Source organism: Paenibacillus jilunlii, assembly GCF_900102965.1.
Lineage (GTDB): Bacteria > Bacillota > Bacilli > Paenibacillales > Paenibacillaceae > Paenibacillus_AQ > Paenibacillus_AQ jilunlii.
Map to the genome: position 1 here is coordinate 52,710 of NZ_FNGM01000013.1, position 26,915 is coordinate 79,624.

A 26,915-nucleotide genomic window follows, 5' to 3' on the forward strand; every position below is an offset into this window, starting at 1 on the left:
AGATACCGTCCCCGCTTGTGAGAGTTGGGACGGTCTTTTTACAATATAAGGAATGATATGCTATATGCAACAAAGGTCCTTATATTACCCGTGAAACGGTTGCCGTCCTTACTACCAAGGACGGCAATGTCGTTTCTACTTGTCTGGATTCTCTGGCTTGTGACATAAAGGAAGGGAGGAACGGCAATGAACTACCGGAAGAAACCTTTGGAGGAAGTACCGGAAGAAAATACCGCAATTTGGGCCTGTACCAACGATGGATGTAATGGATGGATGAGGGATAATTTCGCATTTGAACATGCGCCTTCTTGCCGTCTCTGTCACTCCCCCATGGAGCGCAGTATGAAGATGCTGCCGCAGCTGCTCAATTCCAATGGCGATCTGAAATCGCTGAAGAAGGGTATTTCCATTACGTGACCAATGCCTTTATGAGTCAAGACGTCTATAGAATAATGAACACATCCAAGACGGTTAAAACCGTCTTATTTTTTTTGCTTTCTTGAGGTAATATTGTGATATTTGTCACAAATTTATTGAATTCTAAGCTCAAATACGGTGTATAATGTGATAAATATCACACTTTGTCCTTTGGATTTTTGACAGAATAGACATATCGAATGGGGAGAAGGAAGGGGAGAAATATGGATACAGTGATGCTGTCGCGTATACAATTTGCGTCGACGACAATTTTTCATTATTTCTTTGTACCGGTATCAATTGGACTCGCGCTCTTGATTGCAATCATGGAGACGATGTATGTCAGAAAAGGCAATGATGAGTACAAAAGAATGGCGCAGTTCTGGGGAAAGCTTTTCCTGATTAACTTCGCTGTGGGCGTAGTGACAGGAATTTTGCAGGAGTTTCAGTTCGGGATGAACTGGTCGGACTACTCGCGTTTTGTCGGTGACGTCTTTGGGGCTCCGCTGGCGATTGAAGCGCTGCTTGCCTTCTTTCTGGAGTCTACATTTATTGGAATCTGGATTTTTGGCTGGGATAAGGTATCCAAACGCATTCACCTGCTCTCGATCTGGCTGGTAGCGCTCGGAACCATGCTGTCGGCTTTCTGGATTCTGCTGGCCAATTCGTTCATGCAGCATCCGGTAGGATTTGCAGTCAATAATGGACGTGCGGAAATGAATGATATCTGGGCACTCGTTACGAACGGACAATTGCTGGTCGAGTTCCCGCATACGGTACTTGCCGCTTACGCTACAGGCGCTTTCCTGGTTACCGGCATCAGTGCTTATAAACTGCTGAAGAAACAGGATGTTTCCTTTTTCCGCAAATCGTTTGAGATTGCAGCCATTGTCGGCATCATTTCCTCGTTTGGCGTAGCCATTGCGGGTCATGCCCAGGCGCAGTATCTGGTAGATACTCAACCGATGAAGATGGCTGCTTCCGAAGGACTATGGGATGACAGCGGCGACCCGGCAGCTTGGACGGTTGTTGCAAACATTGACCCTGATAATAAAATAAGTACCCATGAAGTGAAAATTCCATATATGCTGAGCTTTCTCTCCTACAGTAAGTTTTCGGGATCTGTTAAAGGAATGAATACGCTGCAGGCTGAATATGAACAAGCATACGGTCCTGGGGATTATATTCCACCAGTCCGCACAACCTTCTGGAGTTTCCGGATCATGGTTGCTGCAGGCTCGCTGATGATTCTGTTGGGGGTATATGCTATTTACCTGATGTGGCGCAAGAAAATGGAACGCCCGAATACCTGGTTCATGCGCTTTATGTTCTGGGGTCTGCTGCTTCCGCCGATTGCCAATACGTCGGGCTGGATTATGACAGAGATGGGGCGTCAGCCATGGACGGTATTTGGATTAATGACCACAGAGGATAGTGTATCTCCTAATATTACGAGCGGACAGGTACTGTTCTCGGTGATTTCTTTTACAGCAATCTATGCAATCCTTGGTTTAGTGCTGGTTGGCTTGTTCATCAAGGTGATCAAAAAAGGTCCTTACGCCATGGATAACGATCACGGCGAATCCCATGATCCGTATAACAAGGAGGGATCCCATGCTTTCTCTTAATGAATTATGGTTTGTGCTGATTGCTGTGCTGTTTGTCGGTTTCTTCTTCCTTGAAGGCTTTGACTTCGGAGTAGGGATGGAAACTCAGATTCTGGCCAAGAATGATACAGAGCGCCGGGTGCTGATTAATTCGATCGGGCCGTTCTGGGATGCTAATGAAGTATGGCTGATTACAGGCGCCGGGGCGATGTTTGCTGCCTTCCCGCACTGGTATGCCACGCTTTTCAGCGGATTCTATATTCCTTTTGTATTCGCGCTGCTGGCACTGATTGCCCGGGGTGTGGCCTTTGAATTCAGGGGCAAAAGAGATTCGCTGGCCTGGCAGAAAACTTGGGATGTCTGTATTTTCTTAGGCAGCTTCCTGCCGCCGTTCCTGCTTGCTGTAGTGTTCGCCAGCTTCATCAAAGGGCTGCCGATCGACGGGGATATGCAGATGTATGCCGGTTTCTTCGATGTTGTGAATGTTTACACTGTAGTTGCCGGGATTACTGTAGTGATGCTCTGCCTCGTACACGGCCTGATGTTCACTACGCTTCGTACGCTGGGCGATTTGCAGGAACGGGCGCGCAAGCTGGCGCAGAAGCTGCTGTTCCCGCTGGCTGCGCTGCTGCTCGCTTTTGTGATTATGACGTATTATATGACGGATATATTTGAACAACGCGGGGGGCTGCTGCTCGCCATCGTTATTCTTGGCATTGCCGCTTACGTGCTGTCCGGCTACTTCATGAGCAAGAAGAGAGACGGGCTGGCCTTCGGAATGACCGGTGCAGTCATGGCCTTGTCGGTGGTTTCTATCTTTGTCGGACTGTTCCCGCGGGTGATGATCAGCTCGCTGGACCAAGCCTTTAACCTGACGATTACGAATGCCGCTTCCGGCCATTATTCGCTGAAGGTGATGACGATTGTGGCGCTGTCGCTGCTGCCGTTCGTGCTGGGTTATCAGATCTGGAGCTATTTCGTCTTCCATAAACGGGTTCACGAGAAGGAGCATCTTGAATACTAATGGATAAAAATTTGCTTCGGTACAAAGGAGTTAAGCCGGTCTTTCTGATCGTCGGCTTCCTTACCCTGGTGCAAAGCCTGTCCATTCTTCTGCTGGCCAAATCACTGGCAGAAGTGGTCTCTGCGCTGTTTGCGGGAGAACCGCTGAAGGAACAAGTGGCGAAATTGCTCTTGTTCCTTCTTGCGTTTCTGGTGCGCCATGCCAGCGCCATGCTGATGAGCCGTGTGTCGTACCGCTTCGCGGAAGCAACCGGCAGCAGCATGAGGAGACAAATGATGGACAAGCTGTTTCAGCTGGGGCCAAGGCTGGCAGGCAACCGGGGAACCGGCGATCTGGTCACGCTTGTGCTTGAAGGAGTCACGAAGTTCCGGACCTATCTGGAGCTGATTATCCCCCGGATGGTGGGGATGGCGGTTACACCGGCGCTGCTGCTGGTATATGTCTACAGCCAGGATACTTCAAGCGGGGTTATCCTTACCTTGACGATGCCGATCATTATTGTCTTTATGATTCTAATCGGAATGACAGCCCGCAAGCAGATGGACCGTCAATTGAAGTCCTACCGCACTCTGTCCAATCATTTTGTGGATTCGCTGCGCGGTCTGGAAACGCTGAAGTTTCTCGGGCGCAGCCGCAGTCACAGCGAGAGTATTGCTGCGGTCAGTGACCGCTACCGCTCGGCGACAATGCGTACGCTGCGCGTGGCTTTTCTGTCATCGTTCGCGATGGACTTCTTCACAATGCTGTCTGTGGCTTCAGTAGCCGTAAGCCTGGGGCTCCGATTGGTGAATGAACAGATGACCCTGGTCACCGGACTAACGATTCTGATCCTGGCCCCGGAATACTTCCTGCCGGTGCGGTTGGTTGGCGCGGACTTCCATGCGACCCTTGACGGCAAGGAAGCGGGAGAAGCGATGAAGAGTATTATTGACCGGGAGACGGTGGAGGCCAAGCTGCTGAATGTTGCTGAAGATGCGGCAACAGCAAAAGCTACAGCCAAAACTGCGGTATTCACTTGGCAGAAGGATAGCGTGCTTGCCCTTCATCAGGTCGGCATAAAATATGAAGCAGACGGAATCGCCTCACTCTCCGGTGTGGATCTGGAGTTTAGAGGAAACGCCAAGATTGGAATTATCGGTGAGAGCGGTGCCGGGAAGTCTACGCTGGTGGATATTCTTGGCGGGTTCCTGCATCCTACATCCGGCACGATTGAGGTGAATGGCAACAGGGTCACCGCGCTTGCAGATGAGGAATGGCGCCGGCAGACCTCTTATATTCCGCAGCGCCCTTATATTTTCAGCGGTACGCTTGCGGAGAATGTACGCTTTTATTACCCTGAAGCCACAACTGAAGCGGTTGCCGGAGTGGTCGCCGCTGCAGGCTTATCCAAGCTGGTGGCAGCACTCCCGGGCGGGTTGGACGAGATGATTGGCGGCGGCGGACGTTCACTCAGCGGGGGGCAGGAGCAGCGCGTAGCGCTGGCCCGCGCACTGCTGAGCAGCCGCCCGGTCATGCTGCTGGATGAGCCGACCGCTCATTTGGATATCGAGACGGAGTACGAGCTGAAGAAAACGATGCTGCCGCTTTTTGAGGGGAAGCTGGTATTTCTGGCTACCCACCGGCTGCACTGGATGACCGATATGGATCTTATTGTCGTCATGCAGCAGGGGCAAGTGGCTGAGGTCGGCACACACCAAGAGCTTGTAGCCCGCAAGGGTGCCTATTATGAGCTTATTCAAAGTCAATTGGAGGGAATCCATTGAAACGTGAAGGATGGTTTGCTCCCTATTTCAACTCTTATTTCTGGCGGTTTATGCTCATTATTGTCCTGGGCGCGCTGACTATTTTCTCCGCCTCTTCCCTGATGTACACCTCGGGGTTCCTGATCTCCAAGGCTTCCATACCGCCGGAAAATATCCTGATGATCTATGTGCCGATTGTCGGCGTGCGCACCTTCGGGACCAGCCGGGCGGTGATCCACTATGTGGAACGGCTTGTTTCACATGATACGATTCTGCGGATTCTCTCGAAGATGCGTATCCGGCTGTACAATATTCTCGAGCCGCAGGCGCTGTTCCTGTCTTCGCGCTTCCGTACCGGGGATATTCTCGGTATGCTCGCTGACGATATTGAATATTTGCAGAATGTGTACCTGCGTACCGTATTTCCGAGTATTATCGCGCTTTTGATCTATGCTGCCGCAATTATTTCGCTGGGCACGTTCGATGTGGCTTTTGCGCTGCTGATGGGACTCTACATGCTGGTGCTTGTAGTTGTCCTTCCGCTGATCTCCCTGCTGCTGACGCAGTCCCGGCAGCGGATGGTGAAGCAGGAGCGCAACCGGCTCTATCAAAAGCTGACAGACGCCGTGCTGGGCATGGGCGATTGGGTCATCAGCGGACGGCAGAGCCAGTTCGTAGCCAGCTATGAAGCGGACGAGAGACTGGTCGCCCGCACAGACGGAGCCCTCCGCAGATGGGCGCGCGCCCGGATGTTTATCGGGCAGGCTGTTGTGGGGGTTGCCGTCGTATCGATCATCTGCTGGGCTGCTGGAGAGTATCAGAGCGGTGCCATCGCCGGAACGCTGATTGCGGCGTTCGTGCTGGTAGTGTTCCCGGTGGCGGATGCCTTCCTGCCGGTCTCGGAGGCGGTAGAGAAGATTCCGCAGTACCGCAATTCGCTGGAGCGTCTGAACGGTGTGGAAGAAGCGAAAGGGGCCACGCCGGGAGCCGAGGCAGCAGCGAGAAATGCGGAGACCGCAGCTCTTGCAAAGGCTGCTGCCGGGAAGATCGAGGCAACCCGGCAGGCGCATATCCAGTTGAAAAACACAGGATACCGCTATGCCTCCGGGGAGGACTGGTCCATTCAGGACCTGAATCTTGATATCCCGCAGGGACGGAAGATTGCCATCATCGGCCGGAGCGGAGCGGGCAAGTCCACGCTGTTGAAGGTGATCCAGGGAGTGCTTACTCCTTCTGTAGGGTCTGCTGTTATTAATGGCATCGATGCTTCTGCCTATGGGGAGAACATCCCCAAGCTGATTGCCGTCCTTAACCAGAGCCCGCATCTGTTCGACACAACAGTGGCGAACAATATCCGGCTGGGCAAGCCGGATGCTTCAGATGAAGAGGTTAAGCAAGCCGGAAAGCTGGCTCAATTGGATGATCTGATCTCCTCGCTGCCTGAAGGTTACGATACACCGGTGCGTGAGGCCGGACAACGTTTCTCCGGCGGGGAACGCCAGCGGATTGCCCTGGCGCGCATACTGCTGCAGAATACTCCAGCCGTAGTTCTGGATGAGCCTACCGTCGGCCTTGATCCGCGCACAGAGCGCGAGCTGCTGGCAACGATGTTCTCCGCAATGGCAGATAAAACGCTGATCTGGGTAACGCATCATCTGGTAGGTGCGGAGCAGATGGACGAGGTGATTTTCATGGAGAATGGAATCGTGGAGATGCGCGGCACCCATGCTGAGCTGCTGGAACGTGAAGCCCGTTACCGCAGACTGTATGAGCTGGACCGTCCGGCGGAGTTCCTTGCGAAGCAGGCGGGGAAATAGAACAGTATTGTACATTTTAAAGAGGCTCCTTCCACCTGATTTGGGTGGAGGGGGCCTTTTAAACTGAGCATCTCTCACGTTTCTTCCCTGCGGAGTATAATTGTTTATATCTATTATTTCCCTAACCGTTCACAATAATAGGCGTGATAGAATTGGATGAATTACTGTACATAACCAAAGATGAGGTGGAAGCATGTGAACTCTGGCTGAGAAATAAGATAAGCTCACAATCCCGGTGTCTCAGATGAGGAGAGATCAGAAATATGGAATTAACGTGGGAGCTGGACAGCCTGTACCCGTCTTTTCAGTCGGAGAAATACCGGCAGGACCGTAAGCTGCTGGCAGAATATGCGGAGCATTTAAACCAGTGGGTGGCGGGACACTTGCAGAACCGAACGCAGAACGGGAAGAACCCGGCACAAGCAATCGAGCAATTTTTAAAGCAATATAATGCCTACAAAAGTGTCTACCTCTGCCTATTCAGCTATGCGGAGCTAAGGTTCAGCATGGATAGAAGCGATGCGGAAGCGATGAACAGGATGGATGAGCTGGAAGACGCCGCAGCGGTAGCGGGAGAGGCCCATGCAGGCTTCAGCAAATGGCTGGCAGGTATAACAGATCTGAAGGCGGTTATAGCTTCGTCCGCATATCTTGCCGGACATGAGTTCTATCTGTACGGCCTGCAGCGGCAGTCAGAGCATTTGCTTGGCGAAGAGGCAGAATCGGTCATTGCCCGTATGCAGAGCACCGGTTCCAAAGCCTGGGAGAGGCTGTATATGCGGACACTGTCCATGCTTCGAATGGATGTCCAAATCGGTGGACAAGCCCGGAGCTTGTCGCTGGCTGAACTGCGGAATCTGGCCTATGACGGAGACGCATGGGTAAGAAAAGCTGCTTATGAGGCAGAGCACGAAGCATGCCGGAGTGTGGAGGAACAGAGCGCCGCGTGTCTGAATTCCGTAAGCGGAGAAGCGCTTGCGGTCTATGAGCTGAGAGGGTATGCATCACCGCTGCATAAAGTGTTGAAGGCATCCAGAATGAACGAGAAGACGCTTGAAGTGATGCTGGAAGCCATAGAGGAGAGTCTGCCGTTCTTCCATCAATATTATATGAAAAAAGCAGCGCTGCTCGGCCATTCCGGACCGCTGCCGTTTTATGATGTTTTTGCCCCATTAGCTGAAGAGGGCCCCGCTAAAATCACCTACCCGGCAGCGAGGGATGTGATCGTCTCCGGCTTCAGCGCGTTCAGCCCGGAGCTGGGCGAATTCGCCCGCAAAGTATTTCGGCAGCGCTGGATTGATGCCGAGCCGAGGGCGGACAAGGGTAATTTTGGCATGTGCGTCGATATCTTTCCGATGGGCGAGAGCCGGATCATCACCAGCTTCAACGGGAATTATATCGATGTCAGTGTGCTGGCTCACGAGATCGGGCATGCCTATCACAGCAGCTGCCTTGCTGGTGAGACTATGGTGAATACGGACTATCCGATACCGGTTACCGAGACGGCGTCGATTTTTTGCGAAAATCTCATTCATGAGGAACTGCTGAACATGGCAGCCGAGAGCGAGACCCTGGCCATACGGGAACGGAGCCTGTCTGACGCGGGTTATTACATTGTGGATTTCTATGCCCGCTACTTATTCGAGAGCCGGCTGTATGAACGAAGACCATCCGGTCCTCTGTCCGCACAGGAACTGAATGGCATGATGCATGAATCGATGGCAGCAGCATATGGCGGCAGCGTGGCCCCTGCTACTATTCATCCTTACCAGTGGATCAGCAAAGCCGGATATTATATGGCAGGCAATGAATTTCTGAACTTTCCCTATTCATTCGGACTGCTGTTCTCCAAGGGACTATACGCGCAGTATAAGAAGCGGGGCGGAGATTTCGCTGAACGTTACCGGTCTTTTCTGGCAGCTACCGGCAAAAATACCATCGCGGATGCCGCTAGGCTGATGGATATCGATGTGAATTCGCCACAGTTCTGGCGCGAGGCGCTAGCGTTGATTGCGGAAGACATTCAGGAGTTTGTGGAGAGTGTGTAAACTCGGCTGAGGGAGTTCCTTTTTGCGGGGAAGTATGGTAGAACAGTAGAAGGAGTATAGGCCCGAGGGGCACAGAAAGGGATGCTTGATGGATGTATGTAGTATGTAAGGAACATGTGGAGCTGGCTATCGACAAATTTGTGGACGAGTTCGAGGATGCACCGGATATTGTGGATCTGAAAGAAACGGAGTTCTCGGATTGGGACCCGCCGGCGAAATGTGCGGAGTGCGATAAGAACGCTGAGGTTTTGGTGGTTTAGAGAGGCCGCTCTTCACGATAATGAATCAACTATTCAAAAGCGGACCGTGTGCCGGGATGATCATTCATCCGGCGATATCCGGTCACTTTTGATCAGGCTTGCCCTGCAGCTGTGAAAGTGAGCTGCAGGGTATTTTGCATCTTACCGGAATGGTGTCCGTTCAAGCTTACGCCTCAACCATTTCCTCAATCCGGCTCCCGCTGCTCCGGCGGTATGCAAAGGCGGAGACAATGGCGATGATCGCAGCAATGGAGAGCCCCCAGTATATGTTGGAGTAAGCTGCAGACAGGGACAGCCCGTGCTGCCATTCCAGAGCACTAGCGGCCATGGCCACACCGAAGGCACCGCTGAAGAACTGGAGCAGCTGAAATAATCCCATCCCTGAGCCAATCTGCGAGGAAGGCAGAACGCGGGAGATTTCATTGGATACACTGCTGGACAGCGTGGTGAAGGCCAGACTCATAATCATATACACGAACATGACTGCTATCCACGAATGCCCGGCGAATAGAGCAAACAGTACGGTGGCGGTCAGCACCAGCAGCGGCACAAAGCGCAGGATGCCTCCATTGCCGAAGCGGTCAATGATCCGGCCTACCGACCGGGATACAAAGATCGCAAGCAGGGATCCGGGGAAAATGACAAATCCCGCATGGCTTGCGGTGAAGCCGAACCGGTGAACCAGAATCTGCGGCAGCAGGAACAGCGTTGCAAAGCTGCACAGATAGGAGGCAATTCCGACCAAAGAGAGTACCAGGTACGGGCGGTTCTTGAAAAGAGCCGGCATAACAAACGGATCAGAAATGGTGCGGATACGGCTTACGAACAAGAAAATAGCAGCGATTCCGGCAATTAGCGCAATCCACAGCCCACTGGTCAGGAACAGCAGAAGCCCGGTGGTGCCGATGCCGAGGAAGACCCCTCCAAGTGCGTCAAAAGAGCCGCGGCTCGGCAGTTCTTTCGGCAGCAGCACCAGAAACAGCGGCACAAGCAGCAGGATAATAGCGGTAACGGCAAACAGCCAGTTCCAGCCAAAATACTGGGTAATCGCTCCGCCCGCAACGGGGCCAAGTCCCAGACCAAGCGAAACAGAGGACATAATGGTGGCCATCGCCTTGCCCCGGCGGCCCAGCGGGACATACCGGGTGAACAGGACAAGTGACAGCGACATAACAGCCCCGGCACCGGAAGCCTGCACAATCCGTACAATCAACAGCACTATAAAGTTCGTGCTGAAGAATCCGGCAACCGCAGCGAGGCCGAGTGTCAGCAGGCCAATGGACAGCAGCCTGCGGATGGGCAGAAAGTCGGAAAGCCTGCTGTAGGTAATCGAAGCAATGGAGAACATAATGGAATACCCGGTCACAATCCAGGAGGCGGCGGAGGCTGAGATGCCAAAGGTCTCGGTTACATCAGGTAATGCCAGATTGAACATGGCCGTATTCATAATAACGAGAACAACCGCAACACTGAATAGAAACGTCAGCAGACCTTCCCTGGGAAGAGTGGCTTCCACTGTTGAATTGTCTTCCGCTGCAGCGGAGATTGTATTTACTGAGTCCATGTAATGGCCACTCCTTTTTAATGTTTAATAGTTCGATTATATTCGAACATTTGAAATATAGCATGCGTTGATATAAAATGCAATTAGGAGCACAAAAATTTTTGGTGCTTCCATCTGTACGACAAAAGGGGATATTGATCCATGAAGATACTATTTCATCCGGAACGCAAGGACATTCAGCTTGCCTCCGTACTGTATGCACTCAGTGATCCCATTCGCTTATCCATCATTTCAGATATCAGGAACAATGGTGAACAGGCCTGCAACTGCTTCAACGTGCCAGTTGCCAAATCCACGCTGTCCCACCATGCCCGGACACTGCGCGAGGCTGGGGTTGTGTATACGCGTGTTCAAGGAACGCAGCGGATGTTGTCCTTGCGCACCGAGGATTTGAATGCACGCTTTCCCGGCTTGCTGGATTCGGTACTGAGCGCTTATGACGCCAATGGGCAGCCTGCGCTGGAGACAGAGGCAGAGGAGAGCAGCAACTGAGGCTGTTGTTCAAAAGCCGGACGTGATCCCGAAAGCTGCGGGCAAGCGGGGCAGAGAGAGTTATTTTCCACGTGGAACATTTGAATAGCACAAAAAACCACCTGATTCCGGCACGCGGAATTAGGTGGTTACATAGGATGATTTTTTATAGCTGGTGTGTTATTTCAATTCAATCTGCCCTTGTTCCGTTCCCCAAAAGCCTGTTTGAACATTCAGCACAAAATCTTTCATGTCTTCAGGGATTTCAAATACTACATTACCAGTCTGCGCCAACCCGGGATTGATTCCTTCATATAAAAAGTAATCCCCTTTGGTAGTTATTAATGTTGAAGGGTTATACTCAACCTCTCCCTTGAGAAGTTGAAAGAACGATGAATCTGTAGTGATCATCTCTTTACCGACATTTTTCACGGTGACATTTACAACCAGGAACACACTGCCGTCAGCGCTGGGGGAGTAGGATAAGAAATTATCTTTAATTTCCTTAGTAGTGGTAACTTTATTTACTTTAAAAACAACATCTCCGACTTGCAGCTCTTCCCCTTTTTTCTTTAACTTCTTAACTTTTTCTTTGGCTGCATCCTTTTTCTCTACAGTGCCTGCGGAGTTTGTAGAGTTATTGGTATTACTACTTTTATCATCCCCATTTGAAGTGAAAATACCGATGATAATAAATATTGCTACTAACACAATAAAACCCAAACATCCCATCTTAAAAAACTTTTTCAATTAAAGCCCCCCTGGTTTAGGTAATTTGAACCATATTCCTGCACTATCAATATATCGGCATTTATTCTAGATTTTTTATAATAAATAGTATTTTTTTGAAATTTTTTTGGATTTCGACTTTTCTGAGTATAAATAATAGATAGTTCTTTTAGCACGGCTAATATTGGGTGTTGATGTGAACAAAGTAGTAGATTAGACAATAAAAATAGCGAGCCTCCAATAACTAAGAGACTCGCTACTTTTATTCATTCTCAGATTAGGCTGGCCCCAGGCTTATTCCACCTCGGCTTCACTCATCAACGCATGAGTATTCCCCTCTGAATCCCGGAAGAACGCCATCCAGGTCTCGGTTTGGCCCATTTTGTTAACCATATGGGGTTCGCCGACAAAAGCTACTCCCTTACCGGTCAACTCTGCATACATTGCCTGAATATCTCCAACTTGAAAGTACACAACGGAGCTGGCATTCGCGAACTCTGCTGTCTCAGGAAGGCTCAACAGCAGCCGCAGGCCGCCGAGTTCAAAGAAAGTCATACGATCCGTCTGAAATAGCAGCGGAAGGCCCAGCAGGTTTTGATAAAAATGTACCGCTCGTCCCATTTCTTTCACAGGTACCCCGATTTGCCCTACCTTGTGAATCCTGTTCTTTTCCACGCTGCGTTGCTCCCTTCTTAAACTAATGACTTCTTTATATAATAATAATTGTTTTTTGAACAATGTCACATTTTCAAGGGATGCTTCGTTGTACAGGTTGAAAGGGGGGATAGGATTGAATGATGCAGAGTTGCGCCGGATAATTGCTGACGTGCTGGAAGGGAACATCGAGAGGTTTGAGGAGATCATGCGAACCTATCAAAAAGCGATTCTGCTCTATTGTTATCATATGCTCGGGCATTATTCAGAGGCTGAGGACAGCGGGCAGGAGGTGTTTTTGAAGGCCTTTCGCGCTTTGGGCAAATATAACCCGGATATCCCCTTCGGTGCATGGTTGTATACGATTGCCTACAATCAATGTATTGATGTAATCCGCAAGCGGAAATTGAACAAATATCTGCGTCTCTTTTATCGGGATGAGCGGGACAATAGACAAGTAGATCAACAGATTGAAGGCAAATATCTGGATGATGCGGTGCAGCAGGCCTTGTCAAAATTATCGATAGAAGAGCGGAATTTGTTGATTTTGCGCTGTGTGGAGGAAATGAGCTATCAGGAGATCAGTCTGATTCTTCATCACAGCACACCCAAGCTGCGCAAAAAATATGAGCGTTCATCCCAAAAATTCCGCAGGTATTATGCTTATGCGAAAGGAGAAGGAAGCTGTGAGATTGGACAAGGATCAGGATTTGAAGGAACTTCTTCGTAGCCCGCAGTTCAGTGAGACAGACTTGTCCGGAAAAGTGATGAAGAGGTTGTATGCCGGACAGACCAGAAAGGAGCGATTCCTGGTGAAATATAAAGTCAGTGTGATGGTCATAGCGGGAATGCTGTTGACAGCATCCTCGGGTTTTGCGGCGGTTCAATATCAATCCTTGAAGAACAAACAGGGGGAGGTTACTTATCAGGTCAAGCCTGCCAAAGAAGCTCCTGCGTATGAGGAAGAAGAATTACAACGTTTGAGAATCAGCCGTGATTTAGGGGATACACTGCTACAGGAGGGTAGTGCAGCTATTTTTTATGTCGTTGCCCATAATCCCAGCAGGCAATTGGACACCCGGTTTAAGCCGGTGACGTTTACCGATCCCTCTGAGCTCCGCAGCAAACTGTCGGGTCAGCCCTTTGTCATTGCAGACAGCTTAACAGACAACTACACCTTTAAAAGCGCCAAGGTCTTCTTTGAACCGGTTAATATGGTAAATCCGCCTACCCCGGAAGAAGAGGCAGCTACAGCGGAGAAGCTCCGCAAGCAGGCTGAGGCATCCAAGCGGGAATATGCAATGATGCCCGTGGAATTATCCAACCAGCTTCTCAATGTTAGAACGGTCTATGCTCAAGGGAAGAATGAAATAGCTGTGACGATTGTCAAATCCAAAGGTGAGTTTACAGCATACGTGGATGAAAAAGTGGAGTTTACCTCGGAAAAAGTGGTTGTAGATGGAGTTGAAATGATATATACGCAATATAAAGGCGGAAATTCTATGGCCTGGACTGCTGAGGTTCCGGGCAGTACAGAGCACTATCAATATCAGATTGATGACATGAGCGGACAATATCTCAGCAAAGCAGAGATGATCGAAATCGCCAAGCTGTATCTAAAATAAAAGCCAAACGATCCTCCGCGCCTGCGGTCAGGATCGTTTGGCCGTTCTTAAGGCAAGGCCGAGGGCAGCGAAGCTTATCGCGGATTCAGTTTCACCTGCGAGCCCTTGCCGCCGGATTGAATTCCGGTGTCTTTGACGCCGGCTTCCTTAAGGTCGGCGACCAGCCGCTCGATGACCGCCTTGGCGGCCGCAGCCTCCTTTGCGCCGGAGGCCTTCACGACAAGCTGCACCGGCTTGCCGGAGCGCAGATGCTTGTCCGCCTGCCGCAGCTTGGTGTCATAGTCATGCTCCTCGATATGAGCGGTGAACCGCAGCTCTTTGACCTTCTCTTTTTTGCCTTGTGCACCTGGTGCCTGAGCGGAGCCCGACTTGCGCGCAGTCGTTGTCTCCTTCTGTGCCGCCGCTTTGGCTTTGCCCTTCGCCATTAGGCTGCAGGGCGGCGGACTGCTCATTAGCGAGGTGCAGACGAGGTCAGCTCCGGCCGCCTTGGCTTTTGCCAGTGCTTCCGCTCTGGAGACAACCCCCAGTTGCTCGCCCCGAAGTCCTGTAAGCACCACCTCGGATGCTCTAATTTGCTCATTTAACAATACGGCCATGCCATGCAGCCTCCCTGTACACATTGATAGAACTATCATATACGTAAAAGGGCTTGTGGTTCAAATACAACAAGAACGGGCAGAGCACAGCAAAGCCATGAGTGGATGGCGGCGGCCGAAAGTCCACATATTCCACGAGTTCCGGTTATATCCCCTAATAAAGATTACATATTCAGTTTATATAAGAGGAGTCTATCTTGCAGCAATGGATCGTTGCGTGTTTTGGACAGGCATGTGATACACTACAAAGGACAGATTCACTGGCGGGCTTCGCAGTGTCCCGAAAGAAATTACAGTATCCATGACGGAAGCAGATAGATGGAGGATTTTATGTTCATTCAAATCATTAGCGTAGGCAAACTAAAGGAAAAATATTTGACGCTCGGCATCGCAGAATACGCCAAACGGCTGACGCCTTACCTCAAATTTCAGATGATTGAGGTGGCGGATGAAAAAGCACCGGACAACCTCAGCGAGGCAGAGGTTGTTCAGGTGAAGGTGCGCGAGGGCGAACGCATCCTCGCGCACATCAAAAGCGAGGCGCATGTCATTGCGCTCGCGATCGACGGCAAGCTCTGGAGCTCGGAAGAGCTTGCCGCAGAGCTCGACCGGCTCGGCACCTACGGGACGAGCCATGTTGTCTTTGTCATCGGAGGAAGCCACGGGCTCTCCGATGACGTCATGCGCCGCGCCCAGCAGCGCATGAGCTTTGGGCGCATGACGCTGCCCCACCAGCTCATGCGCCTGGTGCTCACCGAGCAGATTTATCGGGCGGTGAAGATCAATCGGGGGGAACCGTATCATAAGTAGGACGAAATTTTTGAGGATAAACCTTCTTTTTACTATGCGACTCTGAATATCTTCTGTCATTGATGTGGAAAAGACAATTACTCTATGTATAGTTTATTAGTGATACTGAAAAAGGTAGAGAGAGATTAGCGATTGGTAGCTTGTTGACTGGACATAGCCTCCGGGATTTGTAGGGTATCAGCGGAACTAAATGATATTTTAGACGTAATTGTAAATAAAAGGAGTGATTTAATGAGCTACATTATCGAGTTTTTGAGGTCCCTATTTCCTGATTCAACATCCGCTGCAATATCAATTATAGTTACAGTATTGGTTTTTTGGATGTATAAGGAGCTAAGGAGCAACTTTCTTGAAAACGGTAAATCTAATCAACAACGGGTAGATAAAGCTCTTGATATCTACTCTGACATTGAATTTGAGATATATAAATATCTCAATGAAAAAAGTGACCTTTTTATAGTTACTGAAAGGATATCTAAAGCCTCGTCTCTCTTACCCTATGATTTACTGAAATCATATATTAAGTTTAAAGAGACAACTGAAGAGTCTTTGAAAAGGGAACTTTTGCTTAAATTTCATAATGATATAGAGAAGGAAATCTATTGTTTAAAATTAAAACAATTCGATATAGTAACATTCAAGAATGATAAAAATATAGCCGCGAGTATTGAATACTACATAAAAACGAAGATTGCACCTTTTGGAATTCCTTTAATCTATACCTACTTTAATTTAGTGTTTTTGTTGTTATTTATACTGTTCACCGCTTTAATAGTTAGCGCCCCGACAGTAAAGGAACAAATCTTCTTATTTTCTTTGGTTTTTGCCGCACTGTTCTATCTTATGTTTCTATATTACATTATTACTGAGGGCTTTCTTAAAAGACGATTTAAACATTCCTATACAAACTGGATTTTACTGTTACTGTTTGCACTTGGGTTGCCTTCCCTGGTGATTTTTACTGGAGCATGGTTCAGTGGCATTCTAGTCTTTGTAATGATTTTTATTTATGGTTACTATGCAGGACGAAAGTCTATGAGAGATTTATAAAAAGGGTAGAGTTTTGTGTCGAGTTTCTCAAATTTATAAATTAATCGAAAATATATGCTGATCATTGTGCGATTGGTATTAGAGTGGACCTGAATTTTTAAAGAGTAAACCTGCTTAATAGCAACCATAGAACTGATGAGAATTATGTTATGGTTCATTAAAAAGCTGAATGGTCAAACATCTTAAGTAAAATTTAAAGCCGTAGGTATCTAGCCTGCGGCTCCTTCTTTAATCATTGGGAGCAATAAATACGTGACAAATTTGAGACAACGAGGTCATACCATACTATCTAAAATAAAGGAGTATTATTGAGAGTATCTGAGCATGAGATAAGATAATTTGGGGATTTAGGAATAAAAATCGTTAAATTTATGCGACAAAAGTCCTCCTAATCTCTGGATAAAAATGCTAGACTATGGATGAATAATTTTCGAATATTGGGGGAATGTGCTATGGCTAAAAAGAAAGCACAGGCCGAAGCGGGAGAAGATCTATCTGCTTGGTTTGAACAAAGTCGCCCTAAACTGCGAAAAATGATAATCCGCAATTTTCGCTGTATAGGATCGAAACCAGTGTTTATTGATTTAGACGATATCGTAGTGCTGGTAGGACCCAATAATGTAGGTAAAAGCTCCATACTGAAAGCTTATGAGATGGTTATGAATCATGGTTCAAAGAAATGTCTGCTCACTGATTCCGATTTTCCCAACGGCTGTGTACATACGATTGATCTTCCCCAAATCGAGCTACACACTATAGTCAACGGCGATTCATCTCCGGCTTTGAGATGGGTTGAGAAAATTGAAGGGCAAGCTATTGTCAGGGAACGATGGACTTGGCACTCGGTCAACACCGAACCGAAGAGACAAGGCTATGACGTTCAAAAACAAGCTTGGGATGAACAAGTTCCCTGGGGCGCACCGGGTGTTGCCCAATCCAAGCGGCCGCAGCCGCATATGGTTGAAGCATTTGCCCACCCTCAGGATTTGGAAAAGCAGGTCCTTGATCTGCTCAACGCCATTATTAAAGATCGTATTAAGAATGTCCAATCATTACCGGACACTGAAGACGAATTGTCCGACTACGCGAGACTTCTTAGACAAATTACTGTGTTAAGGAAAAAGATTCTTGATGATTCCATGAGTGAGATTCAAACGATTGAAAGCGATTTGTCTTCTGCTATCTCAGAGATATTCCCGGGATATGTGGTTAAGTTTGATCCAAGAGCCGAAGACGATATTGAAAATGACCTTTCACTTTTTAAAAGTTCATCCAAGCTGCTTATGGGACCTGGGCAAGGGTATCAAGGTGCGATAGACAAACAAGGCAGTGGAGCTAGAAGAACCCTGCTATGGTCGGCATTGCGTTTGATTGTTCAGAATGGAGCGGGAAAGAAAACAGATACTGGTAGACCGCATGTTCTTTTGTTGGATGAACCGGAACTGTGCCTTCATCCGAATGCGGTAAGAGAAGCATGCAGGGTGCTTTACGATTTGCCAAGGCAAGGAAACTGGCAAGTTATGCTTACGACACATTCACCGGCATTTATAGATTTATCCCGCAACAATACAACCATTGTCCGTGTTGAGAGATCGGTACAGGGAGATATCTTTGGAACAACCGTGTTTCGTCCGGAGAAGGCGCAACTTGACGATGATGATCGGGAGAGACTGAAGCTTTTAAATCTGTTTGATCCTCACGTAGCTGAATTCTTCTTCGGAGGTCACACTATAATAGTGGAGGGAGATACGGAATACACGGCATTTAAATACATTATATCAAAGGCTCCCGAAAGATATAGAAATATACATATCGTCAGAGCAAGAGGCAAGGCTACAATTATTTCTTTGTGCAAAATTCTTAATCACTTTGGAAATGGATATTCTGTACTTCACGATACAGACTTTCCCATTCTTGAAAATGGAAATAAAAATCCTGCATGGGCACATAACGCTTCAATTCTTGCAGTTGTTAATGAATCTCCAATGCAGAATGTCAGACACCTATCTTCAATGCCAAACTTTGAAGCGGCTTACTTTGGTCAGGAAAAAATTAATGGTGGTAAGCCTTACAATGCCTTCATGAGGCTTCAAGAGGATCCAAGAGTTTTTCAATTAATCGAAAAGTTATTGAGTACCGTATTAAATGAGGAAATTGAGTTACCCTACGGGTGTATTAGATGGGGGAGCTTGGAAGAGTTGCTTGAAGTAGTAACGCCCTTGCAACAAGCGGGGGCCGGAAGGAAAGAATAATGAGCAATTTCTTTTTTTAAACTATTATGTTTAACATAAATGAAAGAGGGATAATAAATGAACTTTGAGCCAGTAATAAATGCTAGATTTAAACAGTTTAGAGAGCAACATGATTTGTTAGAAGTGAAGGATGGACTGGCGTTTGAACACTTTGTTAATTTTAATGTTTTTTTTGCACATAATCCCGAACCATTTTTAGGAAATAGTGATTTTTTGGATTTATGTAGCGTAGGCGGAAGTAACGATTTAGCCATTGATGGATTAGCAATTAAGTTAAATGGGGCATTTGTAAGAGATAAAGATGACGTTTCTACAATATTAGAAAGAAATAAAAAAGCTTCTGTTGAGTTTATCTTCATTCAATCTAAGTATAAAGAAAAATTTGAAATGGGCGAATTTAATAATTTCACCTCTGGTGTTAGAGATTTTCTCTCGGAAGAACATCTGCAGCCGATGAATGAATCAATAATAAGAATGTTAAAAATTAAAGATCACATACTAAGCGAAGAGATAATGATACTTTGGGAAAGGAACCCATCGGTAAGGCTATATTATGTGACTATGGGGAAAAATCAGGGGCTTCCTCATATAGATGCTTTGAGTTCTCAGTTTAAACAAGATATAAGTAATATGAACATCTATGAAGATGTGCACATTCATTTAGTTGACAGCAAAGCATTAAAAACAATATGTGATAACAACAGCAATTATTACTCAGAAATAATTGAAGTTATTGATTCAATGCCTCTAACTCCTGTTGAAGATGTAGAAAATTCTTGTATGGCATTGTGCTATGCCGATGAGATATACAAATTGGTCAAAACTCCTGATGGACTTATTCGCAAGTCTTTATTTAATGATAATGTGAGGGACTTTCAAGGCGATACTTTAATAAATCAAGAAATCGAACAAACTATAAGTTCAGAACCTAGCAAATTTGTTTTATTGAACAACGGAATTACGATTGTTTGTAATGAATATAAAGCAAATAATAGAAAAATCACTTTGATAAACCCACAGATTGTGAACGGTTGTCAAACCAGTCATATGATTTATTTTGCTAAAGAAACAGGGTTGGACATTTCTAAAGTACCAGTAAGTGTGAAGATTATTTCAACAAACAATGAGCATATTACGGGTCAAGTTGTGAGAGGAACAAATAAACAAAATATCGTATTTGATGAAGCTTTTGAAACTATAAGAGATTTTCACAAGGAACTTGAGGATTTTTTTCCTAGTGTCAATGATAAAATAAATTTGTATTACGAAAGGCGCTCAAAGCAATACAATTCAAGTCCTATAATAAAACAAGCTCAAAAGGTAAGTTTTCGTTCTTTAATACAAGGCTTTGTGGCTATGTTTCTCAATCAACCAGAAGTTTCCTATCAACACGAATCCAGACTAGTGAAGGACTTTCGAAACAAAGTTTTCTTAGATGACCATTCGAAATTACCATATTTCACTACAGGTTTTGCGATATACTATTTAGATAAATACTTCAAAGAGAATCCCCAGCTAGTTAAAGAAAATAAAAGTTTGAAATATCATATCTTGATGATTATAAGAGAAACAATTGAGCCGAAGATGCCAAATCTCAGAAATGAAAAAGAAATTGATAATTACTGTAAAAAAGTTATTGAATCTATATCAAACGACTATAAGAAAATCATTAGAAATTCACTAGATATCCTAAACCGATGCAAAGATATTTGGGTCAATGAGATGAAAAAGAGTATTTATGGTATTAAGGATGTTGCCGATTTCACAAAGTTAATAATTGAACAAGCTTCCAATAGACCTCAGGAGCCCGGACGGGAATTTGGAATGGTTAAAAAGGTCTCAATTGATAAAAATGGCCATTATTATGGGTTTATTCAGAGAGTACCCAGCAATATATTTTTTCATTCAAAGAATAGTGAGAATTTAAATTATTCTATGTTGGAAGGCCAACAAGTGACATATTTACTCAAAAATAATACAAGTCCTTACAGAAAAAGCGAAGAAGTAGCAGTCGATCTGAAAATTGAAATAAAATAGCTTTAGATGGATAAAGGTTGATAATTAAAAGCCTTCTCCCTAAAAAGAAATCTTTGATTTCACTCTACAAATGTTACTTAGAGAACAAAACAACATACATAGAAACCGTCTTATGCATGATACAAAGGATCGTAAACTTACATAAGACGGTTTTTTTGTATGCCTAGCAACAAGAAATTTCGCCCTATAGATGTTACGGTGAACCGTACCATAAGTGAGGCGAAAAAATCGGCATTCGGCGGAGCGGTGTGGAGAAGGGCAGTTCTCGACCTGATCTATAATGGCCTTTGAACCTGCTAGATGGATTACAAAATGGGGGGGCAATATGAATAGTCTAAAAAGAGTTATCATCGTTGATGATGATATAGAATTATGTACGGTACTGAAAAAATGCCTTGAAAGTGAAGGCTATTCTGTAGATGTGGCTCATTCTGGACGCGCAGGAATAAGCATGGTGAGAAACAATCATTATGAACTGGTTGTGTTAGATGTGATGTTGCCAGAAGTAGACGGATTACAGGTTCTCGCTGAGCTGCGTAAGATTTTTAATATGCCGGTGCTTATGCTATCAGCGAAGGATCAAGAAATGGATAAAGTATTAGGCCTGAAAGCAGGCGCAGATGATTATCTTACCAAGCCATTCAGTCTTTCTGAATTGAATGCCCGTGTGAATAGCTTGATCCGAAGGTTTACAGTATTCGGGGGTCGAGAGGATGACAAGGGGAGTCATCATGTACTTACTTTTGGAAAGTTAACAATAGATCGTGAAAGACATCTTGTTTCCAAGAATGAAACAGAAATATTATTAACTGCAAAAGAGTTTGAACTGCTAAACTTCCTGGCCAGCCATCCTGAACAAGTATTCAGTAAAAGACAAATTTATCAGAACGTTTGGAACGAGGAATATGTGTATGACGATAACAATATCATGGCGCTAATCCGTCGTACACGTAAAAAAGTGGAGGACAATTCGGACAATCCTCAGTATATTCAAACCGTTTGGGGAGTCGGATATCGCTTCCATTATGAGGCAGCCTATGACGAATAATTTAATACTTATCTTTTTCATTATTTTATTGGTTGTTTCAGTGGTATTAATAGTTCGCCAATGGCAAACTCGTAAACGTATCAAAGAAATGGAATACATTTTAGAAAAAGTATTGGATGGTCATAATAAATTACATTTATTTGCCATACCGGGAAAAGAAACGGCGAACTTATCCTTGCAAATTAATCAACTCATGGAATCCTATCAAAAGGAACGTATTCTAGTGAACCGGGAACAACAGGCCAGAAAACAATTGCTGGCAAACCTTTCACATGATGTTCGCACTCCTTTGGCTTCTGTTATTGGTTATTTAGAAGCTGTTACTGGGGAACTGGTTCATGGCAATGATCGGGAGCTCTATCTGCAAACAGCGCTGCAAAAATCATACGACTTAAAACGCCGCGTTGACCAGTTGTTTGAGCTCGTGCGGCTTGATGCCAATGAAATTCAACTGAAAGATGAAAAACTAGATATTTGTGAACTTATTCGCGGTGTTGTCATCGATTTCATCCCCCTGCTTGAAAAAAACCATTTCGATGTGGAAACGCAAATTCCTGATGAGGAATACCCTGTAAAGGTAGATCCATCTGCTTTTATTCGTGTGATACAAAACTTAATTCGTAATGTGCTTATTCATGGGAAATCAGGTTGTTATTTAGGAATCCACGTATATGTAGAGAATAAGTATGTTTTTGTAGATGTCATCGATCATGGAAACGGCATAGCTGCACAAGATATGGAGTTCATTTTTGATCGATTGTATCAAGGTGACGCGGCTAGAACAGAACATGGCGGGCTTGGTCTTGCGATTGCTTACGAACTTATAAAGAAGATGGGCGGCAACATAAATGTAAGTAGCCTGCCATCTTCACAAACGTTGTTTAAGCTGCAGCTGCCATTAGCAAGATAAGAGGAGGGAATGCTTAGAGCATTTCCTTCTTTTTGTATGACTATCAGAAAAAAATCAGAATTATATCAGTGGCGTATAGAATTTACTCCTTACAATGAAATCATGAAGTACAAATGTTAGGAGTGGAATGTTGTGGGATTATTTCTGAAATTTGTTATAACATCAGCGATGGAGAAGAAAGGGAAGTTTATCATGCTTCTATTTGCTATCCTGATGAGTGCTACTTTGTTCATTGCCAGCTTGGGAGTCACAGACGTTATGATGAATAACTACATCGAGTCCTATACTCAGGTAATGGAGAACAAAGAAATTTCAATTACAAGCAAAGATCCAACCGTTGGAATTAAATTAGATGAGGTGAATTTAAAAGGGGTACAAGATATCGTTCCTCAATTAGAGTTGAAGGGGATTTATCGCCATGATTTGGATAACAGCACTGTGACAGTCCTCGGCAGGAACACACAAGATATCATCACCAAAAACGCTAATGAAAAAAGAGTACTGGACCATTTCCAAGGTGCAACATGCATTATTTCACAGAAGGTGGGCCAAGATCTTCATTTGAAAGTGAACGATACCCTACAGCTTAGTGTGAATCATCAGGACATAACCGTTCAAGTAGTGGGCCTATTCCTGAATGAGGGGATCTTTTTTGGAGATACCAACGAAGCGTTCCAAATGATTGTACCCTACGATTTTTTGGTTGGGCAATCGAATATGCCGGGATTGTACAACAACATTATCGCTACAGGAACAGGTCCATATACTCAAGCTTCAATTGATGAGTTTAACAGTGCCAATGAAAACTATGTTGCAAGAACAAGTTTCACAGATCAACAAGGAATGCTGGGTGCAATTAAAGAAGGGAGAATCATCTGTTTTGCCCTGTTAGCCGTTGTAATGTTGCTCAGTTCGGTGATTATCTCCAGTTCTTTCAAACTCATTATTGTAGAAAGGATGCCTGTGATTGGTACTTTTTTTAGTCAAGGAGCTACGAAACCTAACATTATTAACGTTCTACTATTGGAAAGTATCCTTTTTGGCGCAATTGGCGGTGTTCTATCATTTTTAGCTGGTAGTGGAATCATCTATGGAGCAGCTTACTTTCTGTCCCTGCATAGAGAGTATGGGATATTCAAATTACCCACAATCCCCATCTATTACTTAGTATTGGCAGTTCTGTTTGGGAGCTTGTTGTCTGTTATTTCATCAATCCTCCCCATTCTGCAAATCAATAAACTATCCATCAAGGATGTCATATTGGGAGTAGCTGTAGAGAACAGAGCAGGCAATAATACAAGAACGCTATTAGGTAGTGGCTTTCTTGTCATTTCTCTCTTATTGTTTCTTGTGCAAATAGACGGGATCGTAAGCATTCAGTGTATTCTGCTCATTGCGGGGATTTTATTAGTTCTCCCGAATCTGATTCATGTGGTAACAGCTAAGCTATACGGGATTCTCAAGGACAAAGTACCTGTATCGGCTCTAGCCCTTAATAATATCCGGACTTCAAAAGAACTGTTAGGCAACATTACCTTAATGCTGATCGCAGCATTATCGGTAATTACGATCACATCCGTTGGTGATAGTGTTCAAACAGCTATGACAGATGGTTTTAACAGAAATAACTTTCAGATACAGATTACGGTTCCGTCAGAAGCTGGCAATATTGCGGATACTCTAATGAAAAATGAGCTGAACCGCAGTGATATTGAACAAGATACGCTTCAGAAGCTAAAAGTATTTGGAGGCCAGCTTAACGGAACAGCTTTTCAGATTGCGGGAATAGATAAAGATAAGTATTTAAGCTATGACGGGTATATTGACTGGACAAAGCCTAAGAACCTAAACATATATGAGGAATTCAAGAATGCCAAAGTACCTTCGGTCATTGTCTCAGAAAGTATGGCCAAAGCCCTCGATATACAAGCTGGAGATAAGCTGCCGTTAACGGTTAATCAAACTGAAAAGGAACTGTATGTTACAGGAATTGTAAATATGAAGGTGCTGTATGGGGGCTATGTTGTATTAGTAGATAATGATGTGTTGCTGCAGCAATTTAATTATGTTGGTACGAACATGATTAATGCTAAGGCAACGGGAGACGATGTGAAATTAAGAGATGACCTGCGGAAGCAACTAAGTAATTATAACGTAAAGGTAGTGACATATGAGGAACTGGAAAGAGCCAATATTGCTGAAAACGAAAAGACCATTGCGGCATTTGGCCTGTTCTCATTGATGGCCATGGTCATTGCGTCGTTCGGTGTATTAAACAACACCAAAATCAGTTATTTAAACGCAAAGAAGAACATCGCTCTGTTGCACGCAATAGGGTTAAGCAGACAACAGAAGAATAGGTTATTGCTGTTCCAGTCTATTTTCGTGGTGCTTTGGGTGACGCTCCTGCTTATCCCTTGTTCCTATGCGATGATATTTCTGACCAAAGACTTACTGAGCCTCATCGGAATGATATATGATATCAGGCTAAATCTAATGTATTTACCGTTAGTAATAGGATTCTTGCTAGTGCTAATTGTCCTTTTCACACTTCCAGTTATCTTAAATGGCAAGAAGTTTTCAATAATTAATGAAATGAAATACGAATAGAAGGATAGGTGAATGTGGTGAACAACAGCATCGAAATCATAAATTTAAATAAATCATTCTATATGGGCAAAGAAGAGGTTAAAGTATTAAATGATCTGAGCTTTTCGGTAGAAAAGGGTAGTTTTCTCTCTATCATGGGACCGTCAGGCTGCGGGAAGTCTACATTGCTATATTTGCTTGGTGGCCTGGATGACCCTACTTCTGGACAGATTATCATAAATGGAAAAGACATAGGTAAATTAAAGGAAGACGAAAAAGCAAAGATGAAACGCAGGGACGTAGGCTTTGTATTTCAATTTCATAATTTGGTGCCAAATCTGTCGGTTGAGGATAATATCCTCCTGCCCATTATATTAGATGGTAGGAGTGTAAAGGATTATCGTATAGAATTGAAGGGAATTCTTGATTTGATAGAACTGTCTCATAAGAGAACAGCAACGCCTAGAGAATTATCAGGTGGGCAGCAACAAAGAATTGCCGTCGCAAGAGCCTTGCTGTTTCAACCGGAAATTATTCTGGCTGATGAACCTATAGGTAATCTGGATTCCCGCAATGGTGCTACTATTATGGAGCTGTTTCAGAGTATTAATAGGGAATTTGGAAAAACGATTATTCAGGTTACCCATTCAGAAGCATCCACGCTATATGGCGACTCCGTTATTCATTTAAAAGATGGCGTAATTGAATCGCAGAAAACCCTACAACCCTGCGGGAGAGGATTGATCACTACTTTATGATGGTGTTAGAAACCAACGGATTGACCAAAAAATATAATAACCAGCTTGTAGTAAATAATCTCAATATGCATGTCCGGCAAGGGGAGATTTATGCTCTGCTTGGTCGTAATGGTGCCGGAAAGACGACAACTTTAAAGATGGTGATGGGTTTGGTAAAACAAACCCGCGGAGAGATTACCGTTTTCGGCGAAAAGCTGACTAGGTCCAATACAGGAGGATATAGAAGGATCGGGGCACTTATTGAAGCCCCGGCCTTTTATGAAAACTTAACTGCTGTAGAAAATTTGAACTTGATTGCTTCTTTGCGGGGTATCCATAACAAAAATGCAGTGAACAACACATTGGAATTAGTAGGATTGGAGAACGATACAAACAAGAAATCAGGAAAATTCTCTTTGGGCATGAAGCAACGCCTTGGAATTGCATTAGCCTTAATGCATGATCCTGAATTTATTATTTTGGATGAACCAACGAATAGCCTTGATCCAGCAGGTATTCAGCAAATGCGTTCACTCATTCTCAGTCTAAGCAAAGAAGCAGGAACGTCCATACTCATTTCTAGTCATATTCTAAGTGAGGTGGAACAGCTTGCCGATACCATAGGAATTATTCATCAAGGATGCCTAATTGAAGAAGTCCCCATGAATGAAATAAGGCTGCGTAATCGCCATTTTATAAAAATGGTAGTATCCAGTACAGCCTTAGCCGTACCCATTCTAGAGAAGCAGTTAGGGATTACCGATTTCGATGTTGAAAGCGACTATATTCTAAAAATTTATGAAATAGAAAGAAACATGGAGGACGTAAACAGGTACTTTCATGATGCCCATATTGGTGTTAGCGAAATCAGTATGAACAAAGGGAATTTGGAAGAATACTTTATGAAAATAACAGGGGGGTGAACTAA

At 45.3% G+C, this 26,915-nt stretch carries 23 protein-coding genes; 19 read left to right on the forward strand and 4 right to left on the reverse strand.

Features of this window, described 5'->3' with window-relative positions; genetic code table 11:
- Positions 1-186 precede the first annotated feature (186 nt).
- From BLQ82_RS20805 to BLQ82_RS20835, 7 genes are all read left to right on the forward strand, one after another.
- The gene (locus BLQ82_RS20805; protein WP_020425962.1) at positions 187-417 is read left to right on the forward strand and encodes a cold-shock protein; all 231 of its coding nucleotides are present in this window, start codon (positions 187-189) and stop codon (positions 415-417) included.
- Between the two features lie 224 nt (positions 418-641).
- Positions 642-2,045 carry a cytochrome ubiquinol oxidase subunit I gene (locus tag BLQ82_RS20810; protein WP_062526065.1) on the forward strand — a complete coding sequence of 468 codons (1,404 nt, stop codon included), beginning with the start codon at positions 642-644 and terminating at the stop codon, positions 2,043-2,045.
- Positions 2,032-3,048, forward strand: coding sequence for a cytochrome d ubiquinol oxidase subunit II (gene cydB, locus BLQ82_RS20815; protein WP_062526063.1), 1,017 nt, complete (start codon positions 2,032-2,034; stop codon positions 3,046-3,048). The genes BLQ82_RS20810 and cydB overlap by 14 nt, the downstream gene beginning before the upstream one ends.
- Entirely contained in the window at positions 3,048-4,811 is a 1,764-nt protein-coding gene (cydD, locus tag BLQ82_RS20820) for a thiol reductant ABC exporter subunit CydD (protein ID WP_062526061.1), read from the forward strand. Before cydB ends, cydD begins: the two co-directional genes overlap by 1 nt.
- A complete protein-coding gene (cydC, locus tag BLQ82_RS20825; RefSeq protein ID WP_062526059.1) occupies positions 4,808-6,607 on the forward strand; it encodes a thiol reductant ABC exporter subunit CydC in 1,800 nt (599 codons plus the stop codon). Before cydD ends, cydC begins: the two co-directional genes overlap by 4 nt.
- 263 nt (positions 6,608-6,870) lie before the next feature.
- Positions 6,871-8,655, forward strand: a complete 1,785-nt coding sequence (locus BLQ82_RS20830) for a M3 family oligoendopeptidase (protein ID WP_062526057.1) — start codon at positions 6,871-6,873, stop codon at positions 8,653-8,655.
- 92 nt (positions 8,656-8,747) lie between these two features.
- A complete protein-coding gene (locus tag BLQ82_RS20835; RefSeq protein WP_074086447.1) occupies positions 8,748-8,915 on the forward strand; it encodes a CxxH/CxxC protein in 168 nt (55 codons plus the stop codon).
- Between the two features lie 166 nt (positions 8,916-9,081).
- On the opposite strand, the gene BLQ82_RS20840 is transcribed toward BLQ82_RS20835, so the two are convergent.
- Positions 9,082-10,479 carry an MFS transporter gene (locus tag BLQ82_RS20840; protein ID WP_062526056.1) on the reverse strand — a complete coding sequence of 466 codons (1,398 nt, stop codon included), beginning with the start codon at positions 10,477-10,479 and terminating at the stop codon, positions 9,082-9,084.
- A gap of 141 nt (positions 10,480-10,620) precedes the next feature.
- On the opposite strand from BLQ82_RS20840, the gene BLQ82_RS20845 reads away from it, so the two are divergent.
- Positions 10,621-10,971 (forward strand): ArsR/SmtB family transcription factor, encoded by a 351-nt coding sequence (locus BLQ82_RS20845; RefSeq protein ID WP_062526054.1) that lies wholly within the window; start codon positions 10,621-10,623, stop codon positions 10,969-10,971.
- 159 nt (positions 10,972-11,130) lie between these two features.
- On the opposite strand, the gene BLQ82_RS20850 is transcribed toward BLQ82_RS20845, so the two are convergent.
- Together BLQ82_RS20850 and BLQ82_RS20855 are read right to left on the reverse strand one after the other, a co-directional pair.
- Positions 11,131-11,700, reverse strand: a complete 570-nt coding sequence (locus tag BLQ82_RS20850) for a DUF4352 domain-containing protein (RefSeq protein ID WP_062526052.1) — start codon at positions 11,698-11,700, stop codon at positions 11,131-11,133.
- A gap of 273 nt (positions 11,701-11,973) precedes the next feature.
- Positions 11,974-12,354: a VOC family protein gene (locus tag BLQ82_RS20855; RefSeq protein WP_062526050.1), complete on the reverse strand. Its 381-nt coding sequence runs from the start codon at positions 12,352-12,354 to the stop codon at positions 11,974-11,976.
- Between the two features lie 115 nt (positions 12,355-12,469).
- Between BLQ82_RS20855 and BLQ82_RS20860 the strand changes: the two genes are divergently transcribed.
- Both BLQ82_RS20860 and BLQ82_RS20865 read left to right on the forward strand, forming a co-directional pair.
- Positions 12,470-13,063, forward strand: a complete 594-nt coding sequence (locus BLQ82_RS20860) for an RNA polymerase sigma factor (protein ID WP_062526048.1) — start codon at positions 12,470-12,472, stop codon at positions 13,061-13,063.
- Positions 13,020-13,958, forward strand: a complete 939-nt coding sequence (locus tag BLQ82_RS20865) for a hypothetical protein (RefSeq protein ID WP_143013510.1) — start codon at positions 13,020-13,022, stop codon at positions 13,956-13,958. Before BLQ82_RS20860 ends, BLQ82_RS20865 begins: the two co-directional genes overlap by 44 nt.
- 74 nt (positions 13,959-14,032) lie before the next feature.
- Here BLQ82_RS20865 and infC read toward each other — a convergent pair whose 3' ends face one another.
- The gene (gene infC / locus BLQ82_RS20870; RefSeq protein WP_062526045.1) at positions 14,033-14,554 is read right to left on the reverse strand and encodes a translation initiation factor IF-3; all 522 of its coding nucleotides are present in this window, start codon (positions 14,552-14,554) and stop codon (positions 14,033-14,035) included.
- 330 nt (positions 14,555-14,884) lie between these two features.
- Here infC and rlmH point away from each other — a divergent pair, with 330 nt between their 5' ends.
- From rlmH to BLQ82_RS20915, 9 genes are all read left to right on the forward strand, one after another.
- The gene (gene rlmH, locus BLQ82_RS20875) at positions 14,885-15,364 is read left to right on the forward strand and encodes a 23S rRNA (pseudouridine(1915)-N(3))-methyltransferase RlmH (RefSeq protein WP_020426025.1); all 480 of its coding nucleotides are present in this window, start codon (positions 14,885-14,887) and stop codon (positions 15,362-15,364) included.
- Positions 15,365-15,595: 231 nt separating this feature from the next.
- Positions 15,596-16,414 carry a hypothetical protein gene (locus BLQ82_RS20880; protein ID WP_062526043.1) on the forward strand — a complete coding sequence of 273 codons (819 nt, stop codon included), beginning with the start codon at positions 15,596-15,598 and terminating at the stop codon, positions 16,412-16,414.
- Positions 16,415-16,866: 452 nt separating this feature from the next.
- Entirely contained in the window at positions 16,867-18,666 is a 1,800-nt protein-coding gene (locus tag BLQ82_RS20885) for an ATP-dependent nuclease (protein ID WP_062526041.1), read from the forward strand.
- 57 nt (positions 18,667-18,723) lie between these two features.
- Positions 18,724-20,703 (forward strand): AIPR family protein, encoded by a 1,980-nt coding sequence (locus tag BLQ82_RS20890; protein ID WP_062526038.1) that lies wholly within the window; start codon positions 18,724-18,726, stop codon positions 20,701-20,703.
- 325 nt (positions 20,704-21,028) lie between these two features.
- Positions 21,029-21,751, forward strand: a complete 723-nt coding sequence (locus tag BLQ82_RS20895) for a response regulator transcription factor (protein WP_062526036.1) — start codon at positions 21,029-21,031, stop codon at positions 21,749-21,751.
- Positions 21,741-22,661 (forward strand): sensor histidine kinase, encoded by a 921-nt coding sequence (locus BLQ82_RS20900; protein WP_062526034.1) that lies wholly within the window; start codon positions 21,741-21,743, stop codon positions 22,659-22,661. The genes BLQ82_RS20895 and BLQ82_RS20900 overlap by 11 nt, the downstream gene beginning before the upstream one ends.
- Before the next feature lie 132 nt (positions 22,662-22,793).
- Positions 22,794-25,271 (forward strand): ABC transporter permease, encoded by a 2,478-nt coding sequence (locus BLQ82_RS20905; RefSeq protein WP_062526031.1) that lies wholly within the window; start codon positions 22,794-22,796, stop codon positions 25,269-25,271.
- A 17-nt stretch (positions 25,272-25,288) separates the two neighbouring features.
- Positions 25,289-26,008, forward strand: coding sequence for an ABC transporter ATP-binding protein (locus BLQ82_RS20910; protein WP_062526182.1), 720 nt, complete (start codon positions 25,289-25,291; stop codon positions 26,006-26,008).
- Positions 26,005-26,910, forward strand: coding sequence for an ATP-binding cassette domain-containing protein (locus BLQ82_RS20915; protein WP_062526029.1), 906 nt, complete (start codon positions 26,005-26,007; stop codon positions 26,908-26,910). The genes BLQ82_RS20910 and BLQ82_RS20915 overlap by 4 nt, the downstream gene beginning before the upstream one ends.
- The last annotated feature ends 5 nt before the right edge of the window (positions 26,911-26,915 follow it).

Excerpts from the sequence above, each read along its gene's own strand:
- BLQ82_RS20900 (WP_062526034.1), top strand. The coding sequence starts at position 21,741 with ATGACGAATAATTTAATACTTATCTTTTTCATTATTTTATTGGTTGTT.
- BLQ82_RS20895 (WP_062526036.1), top strand. The coding sequence starts at position 21,029 with ATGAATAGTCTAAAAAGAGTTATCATCGTTGATGATGATATAGAATTA.
- BLQ82_RS20805 (WP_020425962.1), top strand. The coding sequence starts at position 187 with ATGAACTACCGGAAGAAACCTTTGGAGGAAGTACCGGAAGAAAATACC.
- BLQ82_RS20880 (WP_062526043.1), top strand. The coding sequence starts at position 15,596 with ATGAGCTACATTATCGAGTTTTTGAGGTCCCTATTTCCTGATTCAACA.
- BLQ82_RS20840 (WP_062526056.1), bottom strand. The coding sequence starts at position 10,479 with ATGGACTCAGTAAATACAATCTCCGCTGCAGCGGAAGACAATTCAACA.
- BLQ82_RS20890 (WP_062526038.1), top strand. The coding sequence starts at position 18,724 with ATGAACTTTGAGCCAGTAATAAATGCTAGATTTAAACAGTTTAGAGAG.
- infC (WP_062526045.1), bottom strand. The coding sequence starts at position 14,554 with ATGGCCGTATTGTTAAATGAGCAAATTAGAGCATCCGAGGTGGTGCTT.
- BLQ82_RS20810 (WP_062526065.1), top strand. The coding sequence starts at position 642 with ATGGATACAGTGATGCTGTCGCGTATACAATTTGCGTCGACGACAATT.
- BLQ82_RS20835 (WP_074086447.1), top strand. The coding sequence starts at position 8,748 with ATGTATGTAGTATGTAAGGAACATGTGGAGCTGGCTATCGACAAATTT.
- cydB (WP_062526063.1), top strand. The coding sequence starts at position 2,032 with ATGCTTTCTCTTAATGAATTATGGTTTGTGCTGATTGCTGTGCTGTTT.
- BLQ82_RS20845 (WP_062526054.1), top strand. The coding sequence starts at position 10,621 with ATGAAGATACTATTTCATCCGGAACGCAAGGACATTCAGCTTGCCTCC.
- BLQ82_RS20830 (WP_062526057.1), top strand. The coding sequence starts at position 6,871 with ATGGAATTAACGTGGGAGCTGGACAGCCTGTACCCGTCTTTTCAGTCG.
- BLQ82_RS20885 (WP_062526041.1), top strand. The coding sequence starts at position 16,867 with ATGGCTAAAAAGAAAGCACAGGCCGAAGCGGGAGAAGATCTATCTGCT.
- cydD (WP_062526061.1), top strand. The coding sequence starts at position 3,048 with ATGGATAAAAATTTGCTTCGGTACAAAGGAGTTAAGCCGGTCTTTCTG.
- rlmH (WP_020426025.1), top strand. The coding sequence starts at position 14,885 with ATGTTCATTCAAATCATTAGCGTAGGCAAACTAAAGGAAAAATATTTG.
- BLQ82_RS20915 (WP_062526029.1), top strand. The coding sequence starts at position 26,005 with ATGATGGTGTTAGAAACCAACGGATTGACCAAAAAATATAATAACCAG.